This is a genomic window from Enterobacter cloacae complex sp. ECL72 (assembly GCF_019056635.1).
Taxonomy (GTDB): Bacteria; Pseudomonadota; Gammaproteobacteria; order Enterobacterales; family Enterobacteriaceae; genus Enterobacter; species Enterobacter hormaechei_C.
Genome location: NZ_CP077659.1, coordinates 3,586,546 through 3,599,997, shown reverse-complemented (window position 1 = coordinate 3,599,997; position 13,452 = coordinate 3,586,546). Strand labels below are relative to the sequence as shown.

13 protein-coding genes and 1 pseudogene are annotated in these 13,452 nt (G+C 56.9%); 4 read left to right on the top strand and 10 right to left on the bottom strand.

Annotated elements, in window-relative coordinates:
* Genes lsrB through lsrG form a run of 3 tightly spaced genes read left to right on the top strand, consistent with a single transcriptional unit; the run spans position 1 to position 2,191 of the window.
* Entirely contained in the window at positions 1-1,002 is a 1,002-nt protein-coding gene (gene lsrB, locus KTH07_RS17385; protein WP_017382416.1) for an autoinducer 2 ABC transporter substrate-binding protein LsrB, read from the top strand.
* A gap of 11 nt (positions 1,003-1,013) precedes the next feature.
* Positions 1,014-1,901 carry a 3-hydroxy-5-phosphonooxypentane-2,4-dione thiolase gene (gene lsrF, locus KTH07_RS17380; RefSeq protein WP_217310801.1) on the top strand — a complete coding sequence of 296 codons (888 nt, stop codon included), beginning with the start codon at positions 1,014-1,016 and terminating at the stop codon, positions 1,899-1,901.
* Positions 1,898-2,191 (top strand): (4S)-4-hydroxy-5-phosphonooxypentane-2,3-dione isomerase, encoded by a 294-nt coding sequence (lsrG, locus tag KTH07_RS17375; protein WP_023295476.1) that lies wholly within the window; start codon positions 1,898-1,900, stop codon positions 2,189-2,191. Before lsrF ends, lsrG begins: the two co-directional genes overlap by 4 nt.
* 250 nt (positions 2,192-2,441) lie before the next feature.
* On the opposite strand, the gene KTH07_RS17370 is transcribed toward lsrG, so the two are convergent.
* On the bottom strand, positions 2,442-3,131 hold the full coding sequence (locus KTH07_RS17370; RefSeq protein ID WP_023304469.1) for a B3/4 domain-containing protein: 690 nt from the start codon (positions 3,129-3,131) through the stop codon (positions 2,442-2,444).
* Between the two features lie 42 nt (positions 3,132-3,173).
* Between KTH07_RS17370 and KTH07_RS17365 the strand changes: the two genes are divergently transcribed.
* Complete coding sequence (locus tag KTH07_RS17365; RefSeq protein ID WP_017692633.1) at positions 3,174-3,776, top strand: helix-turn-helix domain-containing protein; 603 nt, start codon at positions 3,174-3,176, stop codon at positions 3,774-3,776.
* Between the two features lie 34 nt (positions 3,777-3,810).
* Here the strand turns inward: KTH07_RS17365 and KTH07_RS17360 are convergent, their stop codons facing one another.
* From KTH07_RS17360 to ygjG, 9 genes and pseudogenes are all read right to left on the bottom strand, one after another.
* Complete coding sequence (locus KTH07_RS17360; protein ID WP_017692634.1) at positions 3,811-4,527, bottom strand: fimbria/pilus periplasmic chaperone; 717 nt, start codon at positions 4,525-4,527, stop codon at positions 3,811-3,813.
* On the bottom strand, positions 4,520-5,041 hold the full coding sequence (locus KTH07_RS17355) for a fimbrial protein (RefSeq protein ID WP_017692635.1): 522 nt from the start codon (positions 5,039-5,041) through the stop codon (positions 4,520-4,522). Before KTH07_RS17355 ends, KTH07_RS17360 begins: the two co-directional genes overlap by 8 nt.
* 9 nt (positions 5,042-5,050) lie before the next feature.
* On the bottom strand, positions 5,051-5,596 hold the full coding sequence (locus KTH07_RS17350; RefSeq protein ID WP_015571924.1) for a fimbrial protein: 546 nt from the start codon (positions 5,594-5,596) through the stop codon (positions 5,051-5,053).
* A 9-nt stretch (positions 5,597-5,605) separates the two neighbouring features.
* Positions 5,606-6,613 carry a fimbrial protein gene (locus KTH07_RS17345; RefSeq protein ID WP_023295472.1) on the bottom strand — a complete coding sequence of 336 codons (1,008 nt, stop codon included), beginning with the start codon at positions 6,611-6,613 and terminating at the stop codon, positions 5,606-5,608.
* Complete coding sequence (locus tag KTH07_RS17340; RefSeq protein WP_032618957.1) at positions 6,614-9,238, bottom strand: fimbrial biogenesis usher protein; 2,625 nt, start codon at positions 9,236-9,238, stop codon at positions 6,614-6,616.
* A 60-nt stretch (positions 9,239-9,298) separates the two neighbouring features.
* Positions 9,299-10,010 (bottom strand): annotated as a pseudogene (locus KTH07_RS17335) (fimbria/pilus periplasmic chaperone).
* A 46-nt stretch (positions 10,011-10,056) separates the two neighbouring features.
* On the bottom strand, positions 10,057-10,590 hold the full coding sequence (locus tag KTH07_RS17330) for a fimbrial protein (protein ID WP_015571921.1): 534 nt from the start codon (positions 10,588-10,590) through the stop codon (positions 10,057-10,059).
* A gap of 71 nt (positions 10,591-10,661) precedes the next feature.
* A complete protein-coding gene (locus KTH07_RS17325) occupies positions 10,662-11,204 on the bottom strand; it encodes a fimbrial protein BcfA (RefSeq protein WP_017382405.1) in 543 nt (180 codons plus the stop codon).
* Positions 11,205-11,806: 602 nt separating this feature from the next.
* Positions 11,807-13,186 carry a putrescine aminotransferase gene (gene ygjG, locus KTH07_RS17320; protein ID WP_020480128.1) on the bottom strand — a complete coding sequence of 460 codons (1,380 nt, stop codon included), beginning with the start codon at positions 13,184-13,186 and terminating at the stop codon, positions 11,807-11,809.
* Between the last annotated feature and the right edge of the window lie 266 nt (positions 13,187-13,452).

Sequence of the window (13,452 nt, the reverse complement as noted above, 5' to 3'; positions counted from 1 at the left end):
ATGAAAACAAAACTATTCGTCCTGGCAATGGCCCTCAGCTTCGCTTCGGCGCAGGCGGCGGACCGCATTGCCTTTATCCCGAAACTGGTAGGCGTGGGATTCTTCACCAGCGGCGGCAACGGCGCGAAAGAGGCGGGGAAAGATCTTGGCGTGGACGTGACCTACGACGGCCCGACCGAGCCGAGCGTCTCCGGCCAGGTGCAGCTCATCAATAATTTCGTCAACCAGGGCTATAACGCCATCATCGTCTCTGCCGTGTCGCCGGACGGTCTCTGCCCGGCGCTAAAGCGCGCGATGCAGCGCGGCGTGAAGGTCCTGACCTGGGACTCCGACACCAAACCGGAGTGCCGCAGCATCTACATCAACCAGGGAACGCCGGAGCAGCTCGGCGGCCTGCTGGTGGAGATGGCGGGCAAACAGGTCACCAAACCGAACGCGAAAGTGGCGTTCTTCTACTCCAGCCCGACCGTTACCGACCAGAACCAGTGGGTGAAAGAGGCAAAGGCCAAAATCGAGAAAGATCATCCTCAGTGGCAGGTCGTCACCACCCAGTTTGGCTATAACGACGCCACCAAATCTCTGCAAACCGCCGAAGGGATCTTAAAAGCCTATCCGGATCTGGATGCGATCATCGCCCCGGACGCCAACGCCCTGCCAGCCGCGGCACAGGCGGCGGAAAACCTGAAACGGGAAGGGGTGGCGATTGTCGGCTTCAGCACGCCGAACGTGATGCGCCCGTACGTTGAGCGCGGCACGGTGAAAGCCTTCGGCCTGTGGGATGTGGTGCAACAGGGCAAAATTGCGGTCAATGTCGCCGATCGTTTACTGAAAAAAGGCGATCTTAACCCTGGCGACAGCGTCGACGTGAAAGATATCGGGACGCTGAAGGTCGAGCCGAACAGCGTGCAGGGCTACCAGTATGAGGCGAAGGGCAACGGCATCGTGCTGCTGCCGGAGCGGGTGGTGTTCACCAAAGAGAACATCAACAAATACGATTTCTGACGGGGGAGCAAATGGCTGATTTAGATGACATCAAAGACGGCAAGGATTTTGGCATCGGCACGCCGCAGCAGAATGTGCCGTACACCCTGAAGGGCTGCGGCTCGCTGGACTGGGGAATGCAGTCGAGGCTTGCGCGCATCTTCAACCCACAGAGCAACCGCACGGTGATGCTGGCCTTTGACCACGGCTACTTTCAGGGGCCGACCACCGGCCTTGAGCGTATCGATCTCTCCATCGCGCCGCTGTTTGGTGAAACCGACGTGCTGATGTGCACCCGCGGCATCCTCAGGAGCCAGGTGCCAGCCGCCACGAACAAACCGGTGGTGCTGCGTGCCTCCGGCGGTAACTCGATTCTGGGCGAGCTGTCCAACGAGTGCGTGGCGGTGGCGATGGAGGACGCGCTGCGCCTGAACGTCTGCGCGGTGGCGGCGCAGGTGTATATCGGAAGCCCGTTTGAGCATCAGTCGATCAACAACATCATCAAGCTGGTGGATGCGGGGGCGCGCTACGGCATGCCGACGCTGGCGGTGACGGGCGTGGGGAAAGAGATGGCGCGTGACGCGCGCTATTTCTCGCTTGCCAGCCGCATCGCCGCCGAAATGGGAGCGCAGTTCGTCAAAACCTACTACGTGGACGAGGGCTTTGAAAAAGTGACCGCCAGCTGCCCGGTGCCGATTGTTATCGCCGGGGCCAAAAAGCTGCCGGAGCACGAGGCGCTGGAGATGTGCTGGCGGGCGATTGACCAGGGCGCATCCGGCGTGGACATGGGGCGCAACATCTTCCAGTCCAGCGCGCCACTCGCCATGCTGAAGGCGGTGAAGAAAGTCGTTCACGAGAACATGAGCGCCCGGGAGGCGTTCCAGTTCTGGCAGGAAGAGAAACAGGGAGAAGCAAAATGAACGTGACGCTGGTGGAGATTAATATTAAACCCGAGCGGGTGGACGAGTTTCTGGAGGTATTTCGCGCCAACCACGAGGGGGCCATCAAGGAGCCGGGAAACCTGCGCTTTGATGTCTTGCAGGACCCGCGGGTGAAAACCCGCTTCTTTATCTACGAAGCCTATAAAGACGAAGCGGCGGTGCTGGCGCATAAGCAAACGCCACACTATCTGGCGTGCGTGGATAAGCTTGAAGAGCTGATGTCAGAGCCGCGCAAAAAACGCTGTTTTGTGGGGTTGTTGCCGGAGTAGCGGCTTTGCCCGGTGGCGCTGCGCTTACCGGGCCTACGGGGGATGGTGCGATGTTTGCCCGGTGGCGCTGCGCTTACCGGGCCTACGGGGGCGAGATGGTGCGGTATTTGCCCGGTGGCGCTGCGCTTACCGGGCCTACGGGGGTGAGATGGTGCGGTGTTTGCCCGGTGGCGCTAACGCTTACCGGGCCTACGGGTACGGTGGGTGTTGATTTTGTAGGCCGGGTAAGCGAAGCGCCACCCGGCGTTGTTCACGCCAGCTCCAGCAACTGAATACGCGCCGTCGCGCCCGGCATCAGCTTTTGCAGATTGCTCACCAGCTCATCGCCAGCTTCCTGTAATGCCGCCAGCGGCATCGACGGCAGGCTTTCGAGAATAAACCACATGGATTTCGCCTGGCTGTCCAGACGCGTGCGTACCCCCTGTCGCCAGTTCCAGCGGCGGCAGGTGACGCCGAGATCGTCACGCCAGATAACTTCGCCTGGCTCCGGATTTTCTACAACCGGCTCACCTTCTTTAAAGGTATCAAACGGCTCGCTGCCGTCGGCCAGCGTCAGGCGCGGCGCTCCCGAGTAAGCCGCCAGATTTTCTCCCCCTACCGGAATAGCGTAACGGATACTGATGGCATTATAGATATCCACCACCGGGTCGAGCGGCGGCAGCGAACCGTCTCTCATCACGCGCTTGCGCAGGGCCGAGGCCGAGCAGGGCGTACGTTTGGGTTTTGCACCAAAGGTTTTAAACACCTCATCCCAGGCGGCGAGATGATTTTCTGCCCAGGGCACATCATCATTGAGCATCTGCTGGCAGGCCTGCGCCAGCGCAGCGGGCGCAACTTCCGGTTGGGTAATCGGGGCAGCTTCAACCAGAATGCTCAGTGCCCGAAAGCCGGGCGCGATCCCGACAAGTCGCGAATCTATTGACGGTGTTAGAAGAGACATAAATAATCCTGTATTGACTGTTTTATACCATGGTAGTGACCAATGACTGATAAAGTCAATATAATGACCGATGCGGGCGCCGATGTCGCCCAGGTAAGCCTGGCCGTGGCGAACCGTATCCGCAGCTGGCGGAAAGAGAAAAAGCTGTCGCTGGACGAGCTTTCCCGCCGCGCCAGCGTCAGCAAAGGCATGCTGGTGGAGATCGAAAAAGGGGCTGCCAACCCCAGCATTGCCATTCTGTGCAAACTGGCCGCCGCGCTTGGCGTCTCGGTGGCAGATATCGTTAACGTCTCCAGCGAGCCGCAGGTACACATTATTCAGGAAGAGGCGATCCCGGTTCTGTGGCAGGGCGCACAGGGCGGTTATGCCAGATTGCTGGCAGGCACCGCAGGACCGGACATGATTGAGCTGTGGCAGTGGGAGATGCATCCTGGAGAGACTTTCACCTCTCCGGGACATCCGGCGGGAACGTTTGAGCTGCTGCACGTGAACGAAGGCATATTAACCCTGACGGTGGACGAGACGGTGGTACAGGTTAATGCTGGCGCGTCGGCGGTAGCGAAAACGGAAGCGGCGCACGGCTATGCCAATGAGGGAGAAAAAGTGCTGCGCTTTACCATGACGGTAGCGGAGTTTCACCGCTAGTGTCGGTCCGCTGCCAGGATACCCCCGCGAGCAATTATTTCACCGTGCGGGCGATCGAGGGCAATATCCGCCCCTCGTCGCTCAGCGACTGCCAGGTGAGCTGGCACCTGACAGTCCCTTTACACCAGTCCGTTCGTCGCTGGCTCAGAGGGGCGACAACGCCGGCGTTATCCACCCGCGTTCCGTTAACGGAAAGCTGATACAGCGTAACGTAATAAGGCGACGGGTTTTCAACCGTCAGCCCGTCGGCGGTCAGCTGCCAGCGTAGCTGACGATAGGCCAGCGCCGGTTCGCCCTGAATCCCCTCCGGGCGATAGATAAACTTCATGCTGGAACGTACCGCCATCTGAACGTTATCGCTGTGACGCTGGCTGGCCGGAATGGAGGCAATGCTTAGCGTGAAAAGCGTTTCGCGATCGGCAGGAAGCGGCGCATCGGCGCGAAACAGACGGATCTTATTCTCACGTCCGGGCTGGAGTGCAAAAAGTGGCGGCGTCGCGGTAAACCACGCGGTGGCCGCTTCGGGGGGCTGCTGCGCCCCCGGCCATCGGCCGCCGCGATAAATTTTTGTGCCAATCAGATACGGCAGCGAGGACTTATTGCGCACGGTGACGCTGATAGCGCGCTGATCCTGAGGATAAACAAACCGCGTGCCGCCAATCACCACCCCGGCCTGAGCAGGCAAGAGCCAGAAAGACGCGGCGGTCAGCAGGGCTATCCCCGCTTTTTTCAGCAGGCTGGCCTCACGCATAGGTCAGCACAAAGGTGGCGGCAGCGTTAGCCACCCCCGGCGTAACGGCGTTCGTCACGGCGAGGTAGCGGGCGTAAAAATGCAGCGCCAGGGTGGTCTGGTCATTGCTTAGCGCGAACGGCAGGCTTTCATCCCCCATGGCGATCAGCGATTTATCAGGATTATAGAGGCCGATAGCCACGCCGGTTGCATAGTCCGGCCCGCCGGTCAGGGCCAGCAGATCGCTATTGTTACCGTCCGGCGTGCCTTCAAAATGGGTGCTGACGGCGGATAACCCGGCGCCGCAGGCTTCAAGGTTAATAGTGAACGGCTCATAGGGCGTTTCGTTTTTTTGCCCGGCCAGCTGGCGGGCCGCCACATCATGCATCTCCACTACCAGCTGTTCCGAGCCGGGGGAGACAATACAGGTTTTGCCTTTCACCACGCCGGTAATATAGACCGTGCCGTCATGGGCGAGCGTCTTGCCTGACAACAGCAGCGCGCAACAGATAAATAACCTGTTCAGGATCGTCATTCTGTCTCCTTACTGGTAAAGCAGATCGAAATACATCACGGCGGTGGCGTTGCCGGTGGTGACCGTCGGCAGCGTAGATTTATAGCGCAGGAAGAAGGTCAGCGTGTTATCGCCCGGCAGCAGGGGATATAGCGGCGACTCGGTATTATTGATCGGGACAGACGCCCGCGCGCTGTCGAGCAGCTCGACTGCCAGTCCGGTCGCCATCATGTGCTGCGTCCCTTTTCCCGTATCTGAGAGGGCAAGCAGCGTGGGATCGTTGGCGTCCGCGTCGCCGGTAAACCAGACGGTCGTGCCGCCGATTGCGCGGGTGCAGTTTTTGAGCGTGATGGCAAACTGCTTTTCCGGTGTCGTGGCGCCCACGCGCGGAAATTCCTCTGTCGTAAATTCACCCAGGTCGATCGTTTGCTCTGCGCTGTTAGTATCGACGTTACAGGATTCCCCAACGATGGTGCCGATAAACTGCACGTTAAAGCTTGTGTCGTCAGCCTTCACCAGCGGCGGGTTTAACAGGGCCACGCTCAGCCATACGGTGTTTTTCCATGAAATGGTCATTACGCTTCCTCAGGCGAAATCAATGCGTAACAGCGCCAGCGCCCTGAAGACGCCCAGCTCTGGCGACTGCCCGGTGGTGCTGATGGGGTAGGCTTGCAGCGTCACGTCCGCGCGTCCTGACATATCCGTGGTAAAGGGGACGCTGCTTGAGAACACGTTTGGCCGCAGGATCTCGCCCTGCGGGCTGGTCACGACGACGGCCACGTCCGGGTTATCCGTCGCCAGCGCGTTGGCGAAACGAGCGTCTGCCGTCCCCTGTACCCGCAGGGTGAGCTGCGCCGGTGAGTTGACATCAGCGTTGCATTCGATCGGCACGGTAAAGGTTTTTGGCGCTACGCTGTCGGGTCGCTGTCCGGCCTGGGTGAAATCGCCGTGGTAGAGTGCCCCAAAATCGACGGTGACGGTTTGCCCGGCGTTAATCACGCAGTTTTGCGGGACGGTTATTACGCCGCTGTAGGTGATCTGATAAACGATTACGGTGGGCCGGTCATTTTCCGTCGTGGTGACATAGACGTTAAACATCAGTTTCGGCGGGATCACGACCGAGCCGATGAACGGCCTGACAATCTGTATTTTGAAGGTCAGATTGCTGTCGTTCACCGGGAAGACGCCGCCCGTATCCACCTCTTCGTGCCCCCCCATGTGGACATACTCCACCGGCGGATAAAAATCGCCGATGGTGGCATCATGGATTTTCATCGCACCGATAATATAATCCGGATCAAGCTGTAAATATTTCCACTCGCCTTCCGTTTTGACCACGGGGAAAGGTGAGATATAGGTACGATAGGTGCGCTTCTCCCAGTTGCCTGGGGGACAGGTGGCGTTGACGTGGATATCCTGGGTTCGGTTCAGCTCTGTACCGTTGCCCTTGATGTTTTGATCCGTGGTGAGCGTGGTGGTCAGATCGTAATTCACCATGGAAATTCCGCCGTTAGCGTTTTTGCACGTTGCGGCCAGGCTGCTCAGCGAAAAAAGTAGCCCAGCGGCAGAGAGAAGCATCATCCTTAATTTCATTTATGAACACTCCATGGTGATCCGCAGCAGCGGCTGTTTGCTTTCAGGTAAGTGGTAGTTGGCCGTACAGCGCTTATCCGCCCCTTCTCCCCATTGCGCCTTCAACACTCCCTTTTGGCTCAGGCCGGAGAGGTAGGTTTCGCCTTCTTCGCCTACGATGGTGTCGCTGCCGTTATCGTCGCGGGAAACCATGGCGCCAAACGGCACCGGCTTGCCGTGGTAGCGCAGCGTTACCAGCGCGCGTGCGCCCAGACGGGCGTTAAACGTGGCGCGCACGATGGCGCCGTGGGTCGGCACCACGCTGGTGACGGCATCATCGATATCCATGGCGTCTGAGAGGGAGTTAATGTCCAGCGCCATCCTGTTCAGATGGTAGGCCGAGGCGTAAGGCACCACCGCATAGCCGCGTCCGTCGGTATGGATACCGGGTTCATTCTCGACGCTGACGTCCGCTGCGCCCGGTACGGCAATCAGCACGTTGGTATCACCCAGTGGCTGGCTTAAGGTGATGCCGTTGCGGTGGGCTACCACGCCTCCGCTCAGGCCGTAGGTTACTTCCCGATAATCGCCGTTATCGCTGTAGTTGTAGCCCAGGCTGGCGTTGCCGTAGGCGGCATCGTATTCCAGACTGGCGGAACCTTGCGAGCCAGCCCCCTGGCGGGCATAACCTTCCTGCACGCTGTAGTTAAGGTTGTTCTCCGCCAGCAGCGTGCCGTTAATCCCCGCGTTCTGAGATGTTTCTCCATGTTTATTGGCGCTCATGCCGTAGGTGGCATAGGCGTAGTTCCGCTTCTGGCTGACGTCATTGGCAGGTGAAAGCCACTGGCTAAGCGGGAAGGAAAGGTTAATCGCATAAATCTCATCGCTATCCGACATGCCCGGCGATTTGTTGTAGTTGTAGGTCAGGCTGTATGAGATCCCGGCCCAGGTACCGCTGTATCCCACCTGGACGAGCGTGTTTTTGTCGTCCGTGTGCCAGTAGCTCTGCTGGCTTCCGGTCACGAACAGCGAGCCGAGCCTGCGTAGCTGCTGCGAAATATTGAATTGAAGCTTGCCGCGTTTAGTCCAGTTGAGGTTGTAGTAGTCCAGCCAGTTCGTGGCCTCATTCGCGTCATCCTGCTCCGCATCGCCCGTATAGCCCTGCATATGTGTGTAGGTTGTCTCATCCAGGTTATAGAACCCGGACGTGGAGTAGCGGTAGCCCAGCAGCTGGAAGTTCGTACCCATCTTGTTGAGGGATTTGGCATACAGGAAACGAAGAGACTGCCCCGTATGGCTGGTGTCGTCGGCCAGCGTACTGCGCGCGTGGGTAACGTCGAGAGAGACGGCGCCAAAGTTGCCCATATTGAGGCCAGCGCCAAGAGCCAGCGCGTGATAATCGCCGGAAAGCTGTGAGCCGCCATAGACGGTTACGCCCTGCGGTAGCCCCCAAATCAGCGTGCCCTGGGCAAAATTCACCTCGTCCTGCTGACCGTTATTGCTGCGGTACTGTGCCGCCGTCAGGGCATACTTCACCCGCCCTTCGCGCTGGAGGAGCGGTACGGCGGAGTAAGGAACGGAATAGCGGGAGATACTGCCGTCCGTCTCCTTCACTTCCACCGTGAGGTCGCCGCTGGAGGAGGTTGGGAAGAGATCGTTAATGGCGAAGGCGCCGGGCGGAACGTAGCTCTGGTAAAGACTATAGCCGTTCTGCTTGATGGTGACCTGCGCGTTGCTTTTGGCAATCCCGCGAATGGTGGGCGCAAAGCCTTTCATGCTGTCTGGCAGCATGTTGTCGTCCGAGGCGATCTGCGCGCCGCGAAAGGGAAGGCTGTCGAAAATTTCCGACGAGGTATAGCTATCGCCCACCGTCAGTCTGCCCTTTAGCGGAATCACCGTCCGCTCAAGATAGGTGTTGATATGTTCCCATTCGCTATGGCGGTTCTCGTCGCTGTTATAGTAGTTCCACGTCGAGTAGTCCCGCAGACGCCACGCACCAAGATTCACCCCGCTGTTCAGGCCGAGGAAATAGCTTTTGTGGGTTGTGCCGTTTTCGCTGCGATCGCGGCTGTATGAGCCGCTAAAGTTATAGTTCAGCAGCAGAGCGTTAATACCTTCATCCCACTGCTCTGGCGGGATATAGCCGCGCGCGTTGTTGCGTAATGCGGCCTGCGGAATGCTGATTTCCAGACGCTGCTGTTCGAAATTAAAGAGAGTGGCAGCGGCCGGAATAATGGCGGCAATGTCCACGCAGCTGTCGGCTTTCGCGGCGGCCAGCGCCGGGAATGCCTGAACGTTGACGCCCAGGTTTTCATACGCTTTGGGCGTCAGGCAGGCCATTAGCCCCGTGTCGTCGCCCTGTACGGCTCCGTCCGTTACGGTTCTGGCGATAAAGTTGATATCGCGGGTGGTGACAAATGTTCCATTCAGCCAGAGATCCACGCGATAGACGCCCGGCGCCTGGCCATTTGTTGAAAAACGGGAGAGATCCGCCACGGCGGAAGGATCGCTCGACAAAAATGCCGGGTTAAAAAAATACTCCGCGCGCACGGTGATGGACGAAAGGAGTCCCGCAATCGTCAACGCCAGCGGCGTTAGCGACGCTCTGACGAGCGCGTAAAATCTTCGTGGCTGAACACGCTTCATGTCTTCCCTTACCTGCGAGGCTTTTAATGACAAAACGTCATACGTAACGCCGTATACGACTTATTTCGCGCATGACTGAACGGGCGTGTTGGCACCAAAGTCATTAACGGTCTGAAACCTCACGCTGCCAGTGCCGCCACCGGGGATCTCCACCACCAGGTTATTTTTGGGCGCTACCATGTTATTTGCCAGTTGCGTGCTGCCGACGAAAAACTGAACCAACGAAACGTAATAAGGCGATGGATTGGTAATAGTGACTTTTCCATTGGTGACTGAGCAGGTTAATGTTTTGGGTGCATCAATAGAGAGCGACGGCAATTTTTTTCGGCCGGATAAAAAGTTTAATAACGCTCTGGGTGGCAATTTGTAGCGTATTACCGGAAAGCTTATTTTTCTCGACGGAAGGGATGGCTTTGCTGTTCAGATAAAAAACGCTTTCACGATCGACAGGCAGATCGGGGCCCACGTACATAATACGCAGGGTATTCTCTTTTTTAGGATGGATAACAAACAGCGGCGGCGTAATGACAAAATCCGCTGATTTTGCCCCTTCGGCATTGGACACCCAGCTCTGAATTAAAAAAGTGGTATTCGTTGAAGAGTTAATAATGGCTAATGAAGCCTGCTTATCACCCTGGGGATAAATCACCCGGGTTCCCCCGAGCGCGATACCGCCTGCGCTGGCAGAACCGGCCACCCCCATCGCGAACAGAGCCGTTAGCGCGCCAGCTATCAGACAAGTCAGTTTACAGCGTGATGTAATGATACGCATTGTTCCCTCAGTTTCTCATGTGTCAGGCTTCTTGCCTGTGAGTCAGTTATTGGTAAAAAACGATGAACCAGACCTGCGCGTTCGCGGTACCAGCGTTGACGCTATCTTCGGTGGCGCGATACCTGGCGATATAGCTCAGCCGGTTTTCACCGTCCTGCAAAGGTCTGTACCAGGGGGGCGCGGTGTCTGGCTTTACCAGGTTCCCCATCGCATCGAATAGACCGATACCAATCCCGGTGGCGGCGCCAGGCCCATAGCCCGCGCGAAAAACCTGGGGATCGTTGCTGTCAGACTCGCCGCTAAACAGCACCCCGGCGCGCTGGCTTACGCTGGTGTCGCATGCTTCCAGCGTGATGAAGAAGGGTACCGGTTTGGCCCAGTCACCGGCGGCGATGAACTGGCTATTGCGTACCTGTCCCATATGCACGATTTGATCCTGGGAATCCATGCTGACGGAACAGGCCGCATTGACGACCTGACCCTGAAAGGTCACGCTTCCATCGTCCTTTGCCGCGGCTGGCAATACGGCAAAAAGCGCAGTGCCGGCTATCAGCAGCGCCCGATTTATGGATTGCTGCATTGCGAACTCTCTAACGCTTGCCGGACAACGCTTCTCCGCCCGCAGGCGAAGAAGCGAGATCGGCTAACGAATCAGGAATAAACCATCTGGAACGTTGCGACGGAGGAGACGTTGCCCGGCTCGGCCGCGCCTGTGGCCACGTAATCCACGCTCAGCGGGATGATGTTTTCGCCGTTGATCAGCTTAACGTTGGAGGAGGTATCGCCAATGTTCAGCGCCTGGCCGTCCGGCCCGAACAGTTGCAGCGCAACGTTTTTGGCCGAGCCTGCGCCAGCGGTGTTCGCCAGGCTGCCTTCTACAGCAGGGTCCTGCTGGCCGTTAAAGATCACGGCGGCATTCTGGCTAACGGTGGCGTCGCAATCTTCCAGAACGATTTTAAAATCTTCTTTCTGGTTGGCCTGCATGCCGACCGTTGTCAGCTTGACGGTACGCACCTGGCTCAGGGTAACTGTCTGGTCTACGGAGTCAGCCGCGACGGAACAGGCGGCGTTTACCACCTGGCCGACAAAGTTGACGGTCCCGCCGGAAACGGTAACGGTATCGGCCTGCGCATTAATTGCCATGCCACCAGCCAGCGCGCCGGCAACAGCCATTGCTATAACTTGCTTTTTCATACAAATCCTTTTTAGATAAACATCATGCTGTCAATTGAAATAATATATTCACAATGTCATGTGAATCTTTTTTCGAGGCAGTGGTATAGGATATGTTTTTAGATTAATATATTATTTTTACCCAGGGCGTTGTTACTGGTTTTATATCATCCGCCACTGCGCTGATGAATGAGGGGATTCTACGGATTAAATAATATTATATCAATGTGATAATGGGTTGATGTTTTATTAGTTTTACTAAATATAAAATTAACTCATAATTTATTTGTTTGAATGATATTGCACGCCGTCAGAACCGCATTTCTATTCGCTGGTCGGTTTTATTAATGTCTGCGATGAATGTCATCGTGGTTTTGTTAATAATGCAAGACGTTACGGCTGTCATTATTCGGACATGCGTTGGGAATGCGGTGGTGTTATTATCCGGCTGCTTTTACAATCTGATATTACATAAAGAAATATTTTAAATTTATATGATGAACCGTGTTTGCACTTATGCACATTATTCCTCAGTCTGACTGCATAAAGAAATCCCTGGCGTATCCCAGGGATTTCTTTGCATATCGCCCTGATACTGCTAAAAGGGCAGGAAAAATAAATGTTCAGGCGGATGTTACGGCAATACGTAATGCCGCCAGCGCTTTACGCGCCGCCTTCAGCACTTGCTCACACTGCTCAATGGTAAGCGTCAACGGTGGCTCAATGCGGATGGTTTTCGAGTTGTTAAGCGTTCCCGCCACCAGTACCCGCTGGCGGAACATCTCGCTTGCGAAGCTATAACCGGTTTCGTTATCAACGAACTCAATCGCCATCAGCATCCCTTTCCCGCGCGCATCCTGTACCAGATCCGGATATTCCCGGCCCAACTGACGGAAGCCGTCCAGCAGCATGTCGCCTTTCTGCTCCGCTTGCGCGGGCAGGTTTTGCTCCAGCAGCACGTTGATGGTGGCCAGCGCCGCCGCACAGGCCAGCGGGTTACCGCCAAAGGTGGTGGTATGTAAGAACGGGTTATCGAACAGCACCGAGAAGACCTCCTCAGTGGCGACCGTTGCGCCAATCGGCATCACGCCGCCACCGAGCGCTTTCGCCAGGCACAGAATGTCCGGCTGAACGTTCTCGTGCTCGCAGGCGAACATCTTGCCGGTGCGCCCCATCCCGGTCTGCACTTCGTCGAAGATCAGCAGCGCGCCAAACTCATCGCACAGCTGACGCACGGCGGGCAGATAGCCCTGCGGCGGGAGGATCACGCCGCCTTCACCCTGAATCGGCTCCAGGATCACCGCCGCCACGTCGTCGCCGGTTTTACGGCATTCACTCAGCACGATGCGCATGGCGTTGATGTCGCCAAACGGCACGTGGCGGAAGCCCGGCAGCAGCGGCATAAACGGCTTGCGGAAGGTAGATTTAGCGGTCGCCGACAGAGCGCCCAGGGATTTCCCGTGGAACGCGCCGCTGGTGGCGATAAAGGTAAATTTCCCGCGCGGCGACTGGTACGCTTTGGCGAGTTTAATCGCCGCTTCGACCGATTCGGTGCCGCTGTTGCTGAAGAAGCTGTATTTCAGCTTACCGGGCGTTAAGGCTGCCAGCGTTTTCGCGAGCATGGCGCGAAGCGGATCGAGCAGTTCCTGGCTATGGAGAGGTTGTTTCGCAAGTTGATTCTGTACGGCGGAAACCACAACTGGATTACGGTGCCCCACGTTGAAAATACCAAAACCACCCAGGCAATCGATAAACTCCTGTCCCTGGGTGTCGACAAGCGTATTCAGACTGCCCGCTTGCCACTCTACGGCTCCGTAATCCCCGCCGGCGGTAACAGATTTGCGATACTCCAGAAAACCTGGATTCACATGCTCCTTAAAGTAATCAATGACCTCACGGTTAAGTTGTTTCATCTCCTCATGATCAAGCGTTCGCTTCTCAATGAGATTCAGTGCGTGCGCGGTACAGGCAAGAGCCGAGGCGCTGGAAGGTAACCTGTTCAAAATATGCTCCCGGGGATCGCGTATCACATGATACTGAGTTAAGTATTGCAGGGATTACGCCACCTCAGATGCCTTAACAAAAATCGGGATAAACGCCAGGTGAAATCAAAGTTGCACAATATTTAATCATGCCATCGCGCGCCGCACGGGATAAGGGATAACGAGCCGGGGATGGGGTGTCGTCAATTGCACTGCTCCAGGGCAGGGAATGCGCCTTAAGTGTGCACCGGGGTATCATGCTTTGTAGGTAGTTTCATGCCGAAAGT

Coding starts and splice junctions, on each gene's coding strand:
- KTH07_RS17325 (WP_017382405.1), bottom strand. CDS start 11,204: ATGAAAAAGCAAGTTATAGCAATGGCTGTTGCCGGCGCGCTGGCTGGT.
- KTH07_RS17340 (WP_032618957.1), bottom strand. CDS start 9,238: ATGAAGCGTGTTCAGCCACGAAGATTTTACGCGCTCGTCAGAGCGTCG.
- KTH07_RS17355 (WP_017692635.1), bottom strand. CDS start 5,041: ATGACGATCCTGAACAGGTTATTTATCTGTTGCGCGCTGCTGTTGTCA.
- lsrB (WP_017382416.1), top strand. CDS start 1: ATGAAAACAAAACTATTCGTCCTGGCAATGGCCCTCAGCTTCGCTTCG.
- KTH07_RS17360 (WP_017692634.1), bottom strand. CDS start 4,527: ATGCGTGAGGCCAGCCTGCTGAAAAAAGCGGGGATAGCCCTGCTGACC.
- KTH07_RS17345 (WP_023295472.1), bottom strand. CDS start 6,613: ATGAAATTAAGGATGATGCTTCTCTCTGCCGCTGGGCTACTTTTTTCG.
- KTH07_RS17370 (WP_023304469.1), bottom strand. CDS start 3,131: ATGTCTCTTCTAACACCGTCAATAGATTCGCGACTTGTCGGGATCGCG.
- KTH07_RS17365 (WP_017692633.1), top strand. CDS start 3,174: ATGACTGATAAAGTCAATATAATGACCGATGCGGGCGCCGATGTCGCC.
- lsrG (WP_023295476.1), top strand. CDS start 1,898: ATGAACGTGACGCTGGTGGAGATTAATATTAAACCCGAGCGGGTGGAC.
- lsrF (WP_217310801.1), top strand. CDS start 1,014: ATGGCTGATTTAGATGACATCAAAGACGGCAAGGATTTTGGCATCGGC.
- KTH07_RS17350 (WP_015571924.1), bottom strand. CDS start 5,596: ATGACCATTTCATGGAAAAACACCGTATGGCTGAGCGTGGCCCTGTTA.
- KTH07_RS17330 (WP_015571921.1), bottom strand. CDS start 10,590: ATGCAGCAATCCATAAATCGGGCGCTGCTGATAGCCGGCACTGCGCTT.